The sequence below is a fragment of the Chryseobacterium oryctis genome (assembly GCF_025971925.1).
Taxonomy (GTDB): Bacteria; Bacteroidota; Bacteroidia; order Flavobacteriales; family Weeksellaceae; genus Chryseobacterium; species Chryseobacterium oryctis.
In genome coordinates this window covers 289606-304063 of sequence record NZ_JAPDHV010000001.1, presented here as the reverse complement: position 1 = coordinate 304063, position 14458 = coordinate 289606, and the positions used below count along the sequence as shown (strand labels likewise).

Genomic DNA, 14458 nt, shown 5'->3' with positions numbered 1-14458 from the left:
ATCTTTTAAAATAGTTCGAAAAAAGTACCTGCTTTAAAGGTAATTAAACTTACAATAATAAGCCATACACTTACTTCCTGCATCCAGTATTTTGGTAGAAATTTTATCATTCTACTTAAAATAATACTTGATGGAAATGCCAAAAGAAGCAAATATTCATAGCTTTTATTCATATATAATATAATGGTTACAAGCTGTGCCAGCGAAAAAACAAGTAGAAAGGTATATTTATACCTGCTTACTGGGCTTTTTTTGTTGTAATTGATGAAATGGTCATAAACCGCATAAATAAGCATCAAAGCTATCGGAATTAAAGATAAAATATCACTGTAGTCCGTTACTATTTTCATTTTTCCAAATGGGAAATAATCAATATTCCATGTTGTGAAATTCAGGAAATACATGATAGAAAAATAACTGAATACAATTAAAACGATTCCGAGTAAAAACCTGAAAAGATTAAGAGTAATTCTTTCTGAAGTAGCAATTACATGAATAATTACAAAAACAGCCATAGGCCAGGTTGTGGGAAGAAAAATGAAATTTAATGCCACAATTGACCCTACCAAAACATAAGATTTTTTTCTGATGTCTTCATTAGTACTCGTTAAAAGGAGTAATAGAAAAGAATTCGTTAAAAGTGATACAGCGATTCCTATATCCAGACTTCCGGGATAAAGCCCAAAAATGAAAAAAGTGTACAGGAATAATGGCAGATGTGTCTGATAATTAAGTGCTATACTATTAAAACAAAAATAACCAAGAGCAATTCCCAGAAAGGTAATTCCGGCAATAATTGCTTCATAGGTATTGAAATTCAGTATGTTAAATATTATTACTATTAAAAGAAGAAAACCAATATAAACAGGAATTGAAAAAATATTGCTTTCTTTTGAAAGTAATTTAAACATTTTTTTTAAATTTGTACAAAGTTAATTTAAAAAAGGAAAATAATGACGTCTTTCTGGTTATTCTTAAGTAAAGTTTTCAAATGGTCTTTCGGTTTTTTTGATTCATTTGGAAATGTTTTAAACTGGATTTTATTTATCGTTTGCTGTGTATTGTTTGTTTATTGGTGCTATGTTCTAGTGGTTACACTAGGTGGCGATAAAGATAAAGACTACTATTCTCCAACGGAAGGTAAGTTCCCTTACTATGATCCGAAAATCTACAAAAAAGAAGGTTAATTAATTGGTTATATAGTAAAAAACCGATCAAAACTTATGTTTTTTGATCGGTTTTTTTATATTAACGATTAAAATTTAATTTACTCATGTATAGGAATTACCAGAACAGGAATGGGTGAATCTTTTGTTAATCCTTTGGTTAAGCTTCCTACAAATACATCATATATTCCGCTTCTTCCGTGTGAACCCATTACAATAAAGTCTGCATTTTTCATTTTAGAATATTCTAAAATAATTTCTTTAGCAAGACCTTGTTTTAGAAAATGTTCACAATCTACATCCTGAGCCAGAATTCTTTGTTCAATTTTATTAAGCTGAACCAATTCTTCTCTTATTTCATTTGCTTCCACTTCCGGGAAATATTGATATCCCATATCCCCAATTGCAAAACCAATATCTGAAGGAGCAACGTGAATTAAGAAAATTTTTCCGTTTACCTGTTTAGCAAATTTTACTGCTCCATCTACAAGTTGATCTGTTTTGTCCCCAAAATCTACGGGTAGTACAATGTTTAACATAGCCTTTAATTTTGTTACTTAAAGATACAAAAATTATGTTAAATTCTACATTCGATTATTTATAATATTCGTATGTCAAGCATTTTTTCGTTTTCAAGGTAGGCTTCAAGAATATCTCTTTCTTCTACTTTTCCTACTCCTTTAGGCGTTCCGGTGAAGATAAGGTCGCCAACTCTCAGGGTAAAATATTGAGAAACAAAAGCAATAATATCATCAATAGTAAAAATCATATCTTTTGTGTTGCCGTCCTGAACTTTCTCTTTATTTTTTAATAATGAAAAATTAAGTGATTCTAGATTGTAATTTTCTTTTTTAAAGAAATTACCAACCACAGCAGAGCCATCGAAGCATTTTGCAAGTTCCCAGGGAAGTCCTTTAGATTTAAGTTCACTTTGAAGGTCTCTTGCTGTAAAATCGATTCCCAACCCAATTTCTTCGTAATGTTTGTGAGCAGATTCTTTTTGAATGTATTTTCCGCCTTTTGAAATTTTTACAACAACTTCAAGCTCATAATGAACGTCATTGGAAAATTCAGGGATGTAAAAATCATTTCCTTTCAGAATAGCAGTATCTGGTTTCATGAAAATTACTGGTTTTTCTGGGATTTCGTTTCCTAATTCTTTTGCATGTTCACTATAATTTCTTCCTATGCAGATGATTTTCATATATTCTATTGTTTTTAATGTGTAAATTCATTTCCGCAATAATAGCAGATAAATTTATGACTCGTTAAAATTGAGATTCCGAAAAAGCTTGTGGCACTATCATCTCTGTAAATATGATTTGAACCGCATTTTGGGCATACAAAATCAAATTCAGGGTTTTCAATGGTGTGCTCTACTTCTAAAGCAAATTCTTGATTTTCTTTATATTCTTCCAGAATTTGTTTAGCTTTTTTCAAATCTTCATCAAAAACTTGTAGCTGAATTCCGCCAACAGCCTGAGAAAGCAACCAATCCGATTGAATCAGTTGTTCGTTTGCTATGAAGCTGTTGATGCCATTTTCAGCCAAAATTTGTTTGTCTCTGTTGGCTTGAAGGGCGGTTTCGTAAAATTTAAATTTTACCAGTTCGCTCATATATTAAAACCTGCTTGATAATTGAATTTTTGTAAAAATTTTCTTTGTATAAAGAGGAAAATCTGCGTTTTGAAGCCATCCATAATAGCCAAGGTCTTTCTGGAAAACTGTTTTCACAACTTGTCCTTTATACTTTCCGAAGTTGAAAACTTCTTCATTTTTATCATTATAACCAATGAATCCTGCCAAATCTGCATTTTTATTATGGAAGGTAAACTCGCTTAGTTCAGAAACTTCATTAGGAATATCGTCGTATTTTCCAACCTGAGCATCCAAAACCTCAAAAGTAGCCATTACATCAGCTTCTGCAGAATGGGCATTTTCCAATGTTTTTCCACAATAAAACTGATAGGCTGCTCCAAGATTTCTTGGTTCTTTTTTATGGAAAATAGTTTGTGCATCAACCAGTTTGAATTTGTTCAGGTCAAAATCCATCCCGACTCTCAAAAGTTCTTCGGCTAAAAGAGGAACATCGAATCTGTTTGAATTAAAGCCGCCTAAGTCCGTTCCATTAATCATTTCCATTACTTTTGAAGCAATTTCTTTGAAGGTAGGAGCATCTTTTACGTCTTCATCATAAATTCCGTGCACTTCACTGCTTTCTTTTGGAATTGGCATTTCGGGATTTACACGCCATGTCTTGCTTTCTCTAGAAGCATCAGGATTTACTTTTAGAATGCAGATTTCTACGATTCTGTCTTTTCCTATATTGGTTCCTGTGGTTTCTAAATCAAAGATACAAAGCGGTTTATATAATTTTAAATTCATTTTTTTAGTTATAACTTATTTAAGTTGTTTTTGAAATATAATTGATATTAAAATATAATACATAATCACCAACGGAATTCCTACCGTTTTGAAAATAAGTAAAATGATAATGGAACCAATCAATAAGGCTAGTTTAGGATAGTTATCCTGCAATTTCATCGATTTGAACTTCATGGCAATCATTTTAATTGGGCTAATCAACAACCAAGATGAAACTGCCGTAAATAATATTAAAAATAAAGAATTTTCAAATAAAAATGTAAAATCACCACTTTCTTTCTGAACGTAATACAATCCGAAAATCAAGATGGTATTGGACGGAGTATTCAATCCTTTAAAATAGTATTTTTGGTCTTCATCTAAATTGAAAATTGCCAATCTTAAGCATGAAAAAAGAGTAACAAATAATCCTAGATATTTGATTTCGAAAGGTAATTCGGTGTCTAAAAAAATATTCCCGAAAGGTTCTAATGCAGCATACATTGTTAGTCCCGGAATTAATCCGAAACTCACCATATCTGCCAAAGAATCAAGCTGAACTCCCAAATTAGAATTTGCTTTTAAGGCTCTTGCCACAAATCCGTCAAAAAAATCTAAGATTAAAGAAAGGATAATGCAGATTGCCGTCGTCTGATAATCTCCTAAAATCAAATGTATTGCCCCAATACAGCCTGAAAAAAGGTTTCCTAATGTTAATGCATTTGCCAGATTGTTCTTTATAAAATTCATGTTATTTTTCTCTAAGGTTTAAATTTAGCTTTCTTAATTGGAATATAATTCCAAAAAGCGAAAAAAATGCTGTAATTACCGTAAAAAGTAAAGATGCTGATACAGAAATTGAAGCATTGAATTCAAAATATTTTGAAGCCTGAAGAAATAGCATTTCTCTTACACCAATTCCCGCAAACGAAATCAAACTTAATATGGAACTTCCCAAAAATGTAACGGTATAAATCGTAAAATTATCATGTACTCCCAGACTTTTCATAATTAAAAAAAAGCAAATCACTTGCAAAAGCTGAATGATGATTGATATTGCGAAAGTCTTGAAGAAAATTTCTGTATAGGTAGAAAATATTTTTTTTGTCAAAAAATAAGTGAATCCGATTCCTAAAATAATTAAACCAATAATCAGTAAAACCCACTGAACTTCAAATAAAAAAGCTGAAAAACAAAGAATCAGAACACAAATAGCTAATAATCCGCTCAATCTGTCATTAAATAAAGCTGAAGTAATTTTCTTGGCACTCCATCCGAATTTTTTATTTAAAATGTATACTTTATAGGCATCACCGCCAATTCCTCCGGGGATGAAAAAATTGTAAAACATTCCTAAAAAGTAAAGTTCTAAATTGCTTTTGAAGTTCAAGTTGAAATTATTTGAATCCAAATAAAATTCAAGCCTTTTTGTAGACAAAACTTGAGAGGCCAAGAAGAAAAATGCTGCTAATATGATGTAAAAAACATTAACAGTGGACCAAAGTTGAGCAACATCTTTAAAAGGTATTTTTTTGAAAACAAAATACAATAAAACAATACTGACAAGAATTTTTGCAGTATTAATCAGGAGTTTTTTAAGCTTTGTTTTCTCCAAAATTTGTAATTTTTCTGATGTTGAAAGGTCTCTTACTTTGTGATTCGTAATACGTTTTCATCAACATATCAATAATAATACCTGTTGTAAAAAACTGAATCCCGATGAATGCCAAAAGAACACCCAAAATCAATAATGGTCTGCCTCCGATATCGTGTCCCATTAATTTTACAACCAAAAGATAAGCATTAATCAACATTCCCAACACAAAAGCAACAAGTCCGATGTTTCCAAACAGATAAATAGGTTTTGAAAGGTATTTTTGATTGAATAAAACCAAAAGCAAATCATTAATTACTTTAAAAGTTCTGTTCATCCCGTATTTTGAAACTCCGAATTGTCTTGCATGGTGTTTCACCGGCATTTCAGCAATTTTTGCCCCGTTTAAATGTGCCATTAAACTTATGAATCGGTGATTTTCTCCATATAAATTCAAATCCTTTGCTGTGTCGTGAGTGAAAACTTTTAAAGCACAGCCCTGATCTGAAATATTAAGTTTTGTTGATTTTTTAATGATGAAATTGGCAATTCTTGAAGGTATGGTTCTTATAGAAGAATCTTTTCTTTTTTGGCGTTTTCCTACAACCAAATCGTAATCACCTTTTTCAAGAAGAGCAACCATTGCAGGAATATCACTTGGATCATTTTGTAAGTCACCGTCTAAAGTAATTACGTAATCTCCTGTTGCATAGTCAAAACCTGCCATCATCGCAGAACTTTGACCATAGTTTTTCTTTAATTGAATCAAAACTACACTCGGATCATTTTTTTCTATAATTTCTTTTACCGTTTTATCTTTAGAGTTATCATCGATAAGGATGAGTTCGTATTTATAGCCGTTCATGGCTTCACGAATACGATCGATGAGAATTCCTGCATTGCCTTCTTCATTATACATGGGAATTACTAAAGAGTAAAATTTATTATGATCCATTCAGTTGATATTGATTTATTAAATTTGCATAGAAATGCTTTTGCAAAAATACTAAAAAACTATCTTTTAGATGAATCAAAATCAACTGCTGTCATCGACTCAAATTTTATTCTTATATATCGGTTTTTCAATTGTTTATATATCGGGCTTATTTATTCCGTTGATGGAGAATGATTCCGCTCAACATGCATCAATGGCTATGAGAATGACTTTGAACAACGATTTTTTCAATATTTTCAAAGGAGATAATCCGTATTTGGATAAGCCTCACATGCATTTTTGGTTATCTGCAATTTCAATGAAAATATTTGGAATTAGTCATATTGCTTACAGAATTCCTGCTTTATTGTGTCTTGCTTTGGGAGCTTTTTCTACAAAAAAACTAACAGATTTATTATACGAAAATCAAAATATAGGATATCTGGCTTCTTTGATATTTCTTTCTGCGCAAACAATTATTCTTTCTGTTCATGATGTAAGGACGGATGCTGTTTTGACTGGTTTTATTATTTTTTCATTGTGGCAATTTGTTAAATTTATTAAAACCCAAAATATTCTGAGTGTAATTCTTGCGGGACTGGGAACGGCAATTGCTTTTTCATCAAAAGGATTAATGGCAATTGTGATTATTGGGTTCTGTGTTTTTGCTTACTTGTTGTATTCTAGAGAATGGAAAAGGTTTTTTAATTTTAAAATTATCATTGCGACCATAAGTTTTGTTGTTGGAATTTTACCGATTTTATACGCTTATTATAATCAGTTTGGTGAAGAAGGAATACGATTTATATTGCTTAATCAAAGTGTAAATCGTTTAACAGCAACAGGCTTTGAAGAAACCAGTCCGGATTATTTGTTCTTTTTCCATACGTTATTGTGGGCTTTTTTACCTTTTTCTTTGGTTTTCTATGTTGGGGTTTTCGATAAAACAGCTTTTTTTATTAAAAATAGATTCAAAAAAATAAGTGGAGTAGAATTTTTGTCTTTAGGAGGTTTCTGGTTGGTTATGTTACTTTTTTCAGCTTCTAAATTTAAACTTCCACATTATCTAAATGGACTTATTGCTGTGTTGGCAATTTTTACAGCAGCTTATTTATTTGATATATTTAAAAGAAATGTTTCTAAACAAGCTAAAGTTTTATATATAATTCAATTGGTTGTTGTCTTTGGGGCAATTGCTGGAGTTGGTTTGCTTACCTATTTTTTTACAGGAATTGATAACGTATTCATGTATGTTGTTTTTGTTTTGTTGATAGGTGTTTTGCTTGTTAATATTTTTAGAAAAGAAAATATCTTCAAGAAGTATGTATTTGTTTCTTTAGTATTTGCAATTGGGATTAATATTTATCTTAATACACAATTTTATCCTGTTCTTACCCAATATCAAGGAAGTTATAAAATAGCACAGCAGGTTAATAATGAAAGAATGTTAAAAGATAAAATCTTTATGCCTGAAGGAGCAGAATCTTGGGCTTTCGATTTTTATACCAAAAGAAATACTCCAAGAGTTGTTATTGATGAAGTAAAAAAAGGTGATTATTTATTGATTTATAAAGAAAGACTTCCAGAAGTAAAAAAGAAATATAAAATCATTATTGAACAAAATGATTACAGAATAACAAGGCTTTCTTTGAAGTTTCTGAATCCTGAAACTAGAACTGAACAATTGGATAAGATTTTCTTAATTGAAATAGTAGAGTAGACCTTTGTGTTTAATAAATGTTTAAGTTTTAAAATTGGCATATCTGTTGTTATATATGCTTTGGATAATAAAATTTTTTGGTTGTTTGAAATAAATTTATATTTTTAGAAAAGAATTAACAACAAAATCTTTTTATTAGAATTAAAACTATAAGAAATATGAAAAAATTATTATTAACATTCGTTCTTTCATTATTTGGGGTAATGTCTTTTGCACAAATTGAAGGTAAATGGAAAACAATAGACGATGAAACTAAACAAGCAAAATCTATTGTAGAGATTTTTAAAAAATCTGATGGTAAATATTACGGTAAAATTCATCAATTATTGATAAAACCAGCAGATCCTAATTGTACTGCTTGTAAAGACGATAGAAAAGGGAAAGCTCTTGTAGGTCTTGAGATTATCAGAGGGTTGCAAAAAGATGGGGATGAGTTTACAGGAGGCACAATTACAGATCCTAAAACCGGAAAAACGTACAAGTGTACTATTACTAAAAAAGGCGATCAGTTAAATGTAAGAGGTTATGTAGGTTTATCTCTACTGGGAAGAACTCAGGTTTGGAATAAAGTTAATTAATATAAATTTTAAATAAAACCAATAAACGACATTACATTGAAATGTGATGTCGTTTTTATTATGTGTATAATAAAAAAACACTATTTTTGTAGTCTAAATTTTTCAAATAAATATGGCAGAATATACTTTTCGTGAGGTAATTGCACAGGCAATGAGCGAGGAAATGCGTAAAGACGAATCTATCTTTTTGATGGGGGAGGAAGTTGCAGAATATAACGGTGCATATAAAGCTTCAAAAGGAATGCTTGATGAATTTGGTCCGAAAAGAGTAATTGATACTCCTATTGCTGAACTTGGTTTTACAGGGATTGCTGTAGGATCTGCAATGAATGGTAACAGACCAATCGTAGAATTTATGACTTTCAATTTCTCTTTAGTGGGGATTGATCAAATTATTAATAACGCGGCTAAAATCCGTCAGATGAGTGGTGGACAATGGAATTGTCCTATCGTTTTTAGAGGACCTACTGCTTCTGCAGGTCAATTAGGAGCTACTCACTCTCAGGCTTTTGAAGGTTGGTATGCGAACTGTCCTGGTTTAAAAGTAGTTGTGCCTTCAAATCCATATGATGCGAAAGGTTTGTTGAAAACAGCCATTCAAGATAATGATCCTGTTATTTTCATGGAATCTGAACAAATGTATGGAGATAAAATGGAAATTCCTGAAGAAGAATACTACCTGCCAATCGGAAAGGCTGATATTAAAAGAGAAGGTAAAGATGTAACTTTAGTTTCTTTCGGTAAGATTATGAAGTTGGCTATTCAGGCTGCTGAAGATATGGAGAAAGAGGGGATCTCTGTAGAAGTTATTGATCTTAGAACGGTTCGTCCATTAGATTTTGATACAATATTAGAATCTGTAAAGAAAACGAATAGATTGGTTATTTTAGAAGAAGCTTGGCCGTTTGGTTCAATATCTTCTGAAATTACTTATATGGTTCAACAAAAAGCATTCGATTATCTGGATGCTCCAATCAAGAGAATTACAACTCCTGATGCTCCGGCTCCCTATTCTGCAGCACTATTTGCAGAGTGGTTCCCTAAACTTGAAAAAGTAAAAGAGGAGATTAAAAAAGCAATGTACGTAAAGTAATGGTTATAGAGAAAAACTTCCGAAAGGAAGTTTTTTCATTTATTATATTCATGGTTAAAAGTTCTTGGGGATATAAATTTAATTTAAATTTGCGCGTTTAAAATTTAAAATTGCTGATATGGCAGAAGTTACAGAAGGTGGTCATCATTTTGATCTAAAGAAGCTTTCATTTATAGGCGTTATTGTATCTCTTGGGATTGTATTCGGGGATATTGGTACATCGCCGCTTTATGTAATGAAGGCAATCGTAAATGCTCGTAAAGATGGTGCAACAATGCCATTTGATGAATATATTGAAGGAGCTCTGTCTTGTATCATTTGGACTTTGACTCTTCAAACCACTGTTAAATATGTTATTATAGCTTTAAGAGCTGATAATAAAGGTGAAGGTGGTATTCTTGCTCTTTATTCTTTAGTGAAAAGACTTAAGAAAAAATGGCTTTATGTCGTAGCAATTATTGGTGCATCTACACTTGTTGCGGATAGTGTTATTACTCCTTCTTTAACGGTGATGTCTGCTATTGAGGGGCTTAAAATATATAATCCTGAAACACCGGTAGTTGTCATAACACTATTTATTCTATTTATTGTTTTTGTCGTTCAGCAGTTTGGAACGGCTTCTATTGGAAAATTTTTTGGACCAATTATGGTAACCTGGTTTCTTATTTTAGGAGTTTTTGGTTCAATACACATTTTTGATCATGTTGAAATTTTCAAGGCATTCAACCCGATGTACGCTTATAATCTTATTACACATTCATCGAGTGCAATTGTGATTATGGGGGCGGTTTTCCTTTGTACCACAGGTGCCGAAGCTTTGTATTCAGATTTGGGGCATTGTGGAGCAAAGAATATTAGGGTTAGCTGGATTTTTGTTAAATCAATGTTGATTCTTAATTATTTGGGACAAGGTGCTTGGTTGCTGGAGAATCATGAAATGGTACATAATACAGGAGTAAATCCTTTTTTTGGAATTATGCCTGAATGGGCTGTTTTACCAGGAGTAATTTTGGCAACAGCTGCTGCAATTATTGCGAGTCAGGCTGTAATTACAGGTTCGTTTACGATGTTCTCTGAGGCAATGTCTATTTCATTTTGGCCCAATCAGCATATTGAATATCCTTCCGGAGTAAAAGGTCAAATGTATATTCCAAGAATTAATTGGGGATTGATGGCGTTTTGTTTTGTAGTTGTGATTTTCTTTCAAAAATCCGAGAAAATGGAAGCTGCCTATGGACTTACTATTACCATTACCATGCTAATGACTACTATTTTATTGTTGTATTGGCTAAGTAGAACAAGAGTAAATAAAATATTTATTATTGGTTTTGCAATGGTTTATCTTTTCTTAGAGTCCGGATTCTTTTATGCAAATGTTATAAAATTTGTTGATGGAGGTTGGTTGACTATGGTTCTTGGAGGTTTTATTGCAGTTTGTATGTATGCTTGGTATAATGGAAGATTGATTAAGGCTAATTTTATTCAATATGTTAAAATAGATAAATATGCTCCGATTATCAAGGATATGAAACTTGACGAAACTATCCCTAAATATGCTACTAATCTGGCTTATCTGAGCAGAGCAAAAAGAGGTGACGAGGTAGAATCAAAGATTATCTATTCTATTATAAAAAAACAACCTAAAAGAGCTGATCATTATTTTATCTTAACAATTGCCAATCAGGAAGATCCTTTTACTTTTAAATATACTGTTGATGAGATTTTACCAGGAACTATCTATAAAATTAACTTCCTTTTAGGGTTTAAGGTTGACCGCAGAATTAATGATTATTTCGGAATGGTTTTAAAAGATTTGATGGAAGATGATACAATTCCGTCAAGAAGTAGTCATCCGTCTTTGAGAACACACAATATTCCGCCTGATTTGAAATATGTTATTATTGATAACTCCTATATCAACGATATACTTTTAACTGTTAAACAGAAAATTACACTCAATATTTATAATTTTGTTAAGTATATCGGAAGTGATGATTTCAAGGCTTGGGGAGTCACTTCACACAATGTGGTTGTAGAGTCTGCGCCAATTACGGAGCTTACAGTTTATGATCATAAAATTGAGCAGGCAGGATTTTCAAGACATAATAATTAATATCCTTTAACAAGTTTGTCCGATATTTGTTTAAATAAAATTCAATAAATTTGTAGATAATTTTTTTGATGGATACTATACAAAAAGAAAAAAATATTGCTTTGATTAAAGATGTGTTGAGAAACTATCTACTAGAGAAAGGTTTCAGAAATACACCTGAAAGATATACTATATTAGAAGAGATTTATAATATGGATCATCACTTTAATGTAGATGATCTTTATCTTCTAATGATGCAGAAAAAATATCACGTTTCTAAAGCAACAATTTACAATACTATTGAGATTTTCCTTGATGCAGGATTGATTCGTAAGCATCAGTTTGGTGAAAAAACGCTGACCTCTTCATCTTATGAAAAATCATATTTTGATAAACAACATGATCATTTGGTGATTTATAAAAAAGACTCAGATAAAGAGATTGAGGAGATTATTGAGTTTTGTGATCCGAGAATTCAGGGGATTAAAGAAGCAATTGAAGATGCATTTGGCGTAAAAATTGATTCTCATTCGCTATATTTTTATGGCACTAAGAATGACTAATCAATGAGACTAATTTTTGTTCTATTAGTTTTTATTTCAACGTTTACTTTTGCGCAAGAGAAACCAAAACTTGTGCAAAGAGATCCTTATTTACAAAATCCAATGAAAAATGCTCCCCCACCGCAAGTAAAACCGGGAGATAGAGTAAAGATTTTGAATGCTGATGAGATTACTAAAGATCCTTTGAAGTATGACGGGAACAGGTTTTTAAAAGGTAATGTTAAAATAGAGCATCAAGGTTCAATCCTTACAGCTGATGAGGTTGTAATGTATGATGAGGAAAACTTTGTAAAGGCAATAGGAAATACAAAACTTCAGAATGCAGATGGTTCAGTCATTACCGCTGCCGAAATGGAGTATGATGGAAATACCCAAAAAGGTGTTGCCAGAAAAAATGTAGTACTTACAGACCCAAAACAAACAATCAGAACTGATATTATGTATTATGACAGGCTTGCAAATCAGGCTTATTTTAATACTGGTGGTACGATTACTGATGGTCAGAATACAATGTATACTAAAACTGCAACCTACTTTTTAGATACAAAAATGATTGATTTTGTAGGAGATGTAAAGATTGATAATCCGGATTATATTATTGAAGGGAAAAATATCAAGCAAAATCAAAACTCTAAAATTGCCGATTTCTTTGGTCCAACAACAATTACAAACCGAAAAAATCCTAAGAATTACGTATATACCGAAAGAGGTACTTATAAAATGAATTCTAAGGAAGCTTTTCTTAATAAAAATTCTAGAATACATTATAATGATAAAATTCTGACGGGAGATGATATGTATTACAACCAGTTGACTGGATTTGGTAAAGCAACGGGAAACGTAACACTTGATGATCCTAAAGAGAAAAGGTACGTTAAAGGAGGATATGGGGAAATCTTTGAAAAACAAGATTCTTCTATGATAACAAAAAATCCGTATGCTGTGAAAATTCTTGAAAAAGATTCTATTTATTTTGCTTCAGAAAAAATTATAACTTATCAAAAACCAGATTCTCTTGATGCTACCAAAAAGAAAAGCTTTATGAGAGCTTTTAGAAAAGGGAGGTTTTATAAGTCAAATGCTCAGGGAAGGGCAGATTCTCTAGCTTTTAACGAAACAGACGGGATTTTGCATATGTATAGAGAGCCTATTCTTTGGAGTGGTGAAAAACAGGTAACTGGGGATAAAGTTGAAGCCTATTTTAATACTGAAACAGAAGATCTGGATTCTCTAAGAGTTATCGGAAATGCTTTCGCAATAAGCAAAGTAGATTCATTAAGTCTGAAAGACGAGTTTAATCAAGTTAAAGGTAAGCTAATGAATGCTTATTATCAGAATAATGATATTAAGGAAGTGAAAGTAATAGGAAATGCACAGGCGATTACTTATGCAGATGATGTGAATGAAAAAACAAAAGAAAAAGAAAGAATAGGTATCTCGCTTTCTTCTTGTGGAATCATTGGTGCTTTATTTGAAGAGAAAGCTTTGCAAATTATTTCCTGTAGCATTGGTGCTACTTCAGATACATATCCGATGAGTAAAATTGAACCTTCAAAGAAGAAGTTTCCAGATTTTAATTGGAATACAAAAGACAGAATTCGGAAATGGCAGGATATTTTAGTAGATACTCCAAATAACGAAGAAATAAAGTATGAGGCAGATAATGCTCTTTACAACCAGGCTCAGGAAGCGGTAGAAAAGGAAAGGGCAAAAGAAGAAGCTAAAAAACCGAAGAGAGTAAGAAAATAATTTAGATATTTTATAAAAATTTTGAAAATCACCATTGTCTTACATGATAATGGTGATTTTTTATTCTCCAAGATTAAGCAAAATTTCTTTTTTGAGTATTATGATATACTTTATTTCATAAAATATGTTAATTATTCAATTATTTGTGATATGTAAAATGTTTGTAAGAATTTGGTTTTCATTGATTTTTATAAATTGTAATTTGTGTTTAGGTTGTATTTTTTGTTAATGGTTAAAATATTATAATAATAAATTACTTTTTAATAATAAATTTTTATAAATTTAGTTATTGAGAATAGCAAAAAAAAAATTGACTGGCATATTTATTGGATAAGTTGGGATTAATGTTATTTATATTTTGTATAATTATTATTGATGGTATATAAAATATAACGCTATGTTGAGGCACTTTCTATTTAATAAACTAATAAGAAAGTTTATTATAAGTTGGGATTTGAAATATCTTTTCTTTTGTATTGTTTATTGATGTAATTATTTATATGATAAGAAAGAGCAACAACAAATTTTAATAAAAAAACATATGATATTGTATAAGTTGGGATTTATAAAAATACCTTACTTAATAAAGAAGCTAGATGTATTGA

15 protein-coding genes are annotated in these 14458 nt (G+C 31.1%); 7 read left to right on the top strand and 8 right to left on the bottom strand.

What is annotated here, in order from left to right:
• Positions 1-5 precede the first annotated feature (5 nt).
• Complete coding sequence (locus tag OH806_RS01495) at positions 6-911, bottom strand: DUF6427 family protein (RefSeq protein WP_264741921.1); 906 nt, start codon at positions 909-911, stop codon at positions 6-8.
• A 42-nt stretch (positions 912-953) separates the two neighbouring features.
• Here OH806_RS01495 and OH806_RS01490 point away from each other — a divergent pair, with 42 nt between their 5' ends.
• Positions 954-1187, top strand: a complete 234-nt coding sequence (locus tag OH806_RS01490; protein ID WP_264741920.1) for a DUF6341 family protein — start codon at positions 954-956, stop codon at positions 1185-1187.
• A gap of 80 nt (positions 1188-1267) precedes the next feature.
• On the opposite strand, the gene OH806_RS01485 is transcribed toward OH806_RS01490, so the two are convergent.
• The 7 genes from OH806_RS01485 to OH806_RS01455 are packed head-to-tail and all read right to left on the bottom strand — an operon-like array spanning position 1268 to position 6079.
• Positions 1268-1705 carry a universal stress protein gene (locus OH806_RS01485; RefSeq protein WP_264741919.1) on the bottom strand — a complete coding sequence of 146 codons (438 nt, stop codon included), beginning with the start codon at positions 1703-1705 and terminating at the stop codon, positions 1268-1270.
• 59 nt (positions 1706-1764) lie between these two features.
• A complete protein-coding gene (locus OH806_RS01480) occupies positions 1765-2370 on the bottom strand; it encodes a fumarylacetoacetate hydrolase family protein (protein WP_264741918.1) in 606 nt (201 codons plus the stop codon).
• Positions 2371-2384: 14 nt separating this feature from the next.
• Positions 2385-2783, bottom strand: coding sequence for a putative signal transducing protein (locus tag OH806_RS01475; RefSeq protein ID WP_264741917.1), 399 nt, complete (start codon positions 2781-2783; stop codon positions 2385-2387).
• A 3-nt stretch (positions 2784-2786) separates the two neighbouring features.
• The gene (locus OH806_RS01470) at positions 2787-3551 is read right to left on the bottom strand and encodes a 3'-5' exonuclease (RefSeq protein ID WP_264741916.1); all 765 of its coding nucleotides are present in this window, start codon (positions 3549-3551) and stop codon (positions 2787-2789) included.
• Positions 3552-3566: 15 nt separating this feature from the next.
• Entirely contained in the window at positions 3567-4280 is a 714-nt protein-coding gene (locus OH806_RS01465) for a CDP-alcohol phosphatidyltransferase family protein (RefSeq protein WP_264741915.1), read from the bottom strand.
• A 1-nt stretch (position 4281) separates the two neighbouring features.
• Entirely contained in the window at positions 4282-5145 is an 864-nt protein-coding gene (locus OH806_RS01460; RefSeq protein ID WP_264741914.1) for a lysylphosphatidylglycerol synthase transmembrane domain-containing protein, read from the bottom strand.
• Positions 5126-6079 carry a glycosyltransferase family 2 protein gene (locus OH806_RS01455; protein ID WP_264741913.1) on the bottom strand — a complete coding sequence of 318 codons (954 nt, stop codon included), beginning with the start codon at positions 6077-6079 and terminating at the stop codon, positions 5126-5128. The genes OH806_RS01460 and OH806_RS01455 overlap by 20 nt, the downstream gene beginning before the upstream one ends.
• 70 nt (positions 6080-6149) lie before the next feature.
• Here OH806_RS01455 and OH806_RS01450 point away from each other — a divergent pair, with 70 nt between their 5' ends.
• The 6 genes from OH806_RS01450 to OH806_RS01425 all read left to right on the top strand — a co-directional run bounded on the left by OH806_RS01450 (position 6150) and on the right by OH806_RS01425 (position 13853).
• Positions 6150-7778, top strand: coding sequence for an ArnT family glycosyltransferase (locus tag OH806_RS01450; protein WP_264741912.1), 1629 nt, complete (start codon positions 6150-6152; stop codon positions 7776-7778).
• Between the two features lie 158 nt (positions 7779-7936).
• Positions 7937-8356 (top strand): DUF2147 domain-containing protein, encoded by a 420-nt coding sequence (locus OH806_RS01445; RefSeq protein ID WP_264741911.1) that lies wholly within the window; start codon positions 7937-7939, stop codon positions 8354-8356.
• Positions 8357-8468: 112 nt separating this feature from the next.
• Complete coding sequence (locus OH806_RS01440) at positions 8469-9449, top strand: pyruvate dehydrogenase complex E1 component subunit beta (RefSeq protein ID WP_264741910.1); 981 nt, start codon at positions 8469-8471, stop codon at positions 9447-9449.
• 118 nt (positions 9450-9567) lie between these two features.
• Positions 9568-11562: a KUP/HAK/KT family potassium transporter gene (locus tag OH806_RS01435; protein ID WP_264741909.1), complete on the top strand. Its 1995-nt coding sequence runs from the start codon at positions 9568-9570 to the stop codon at positions 11560-11562.
• 68 nt (positions 11563-11630) lie between these two features.
• Positions 11631-12104, top strand: a complete 474-nt coding sequence (locus OH806_RS01430; protein ID WP_034709941.1) for a Fur family transcriptional regulator — start codon at positions 11631-11633, stop codon at positions 12102-12104.
• Positions 12105-12107: 3 nt separating this feature from the next.
• Positions 12108-13853, top strand: a complete 1746-nt coding sequence (locus OH806_RS01425) for an OstA-like protein (RefSeq protein WP_264741908.1) — start codon at positions 12108-12110, stop codon at positions 13851-13853.
• The last annotated feature ends 605 nt before the right edge of the window (positions 13854-14458 follow it).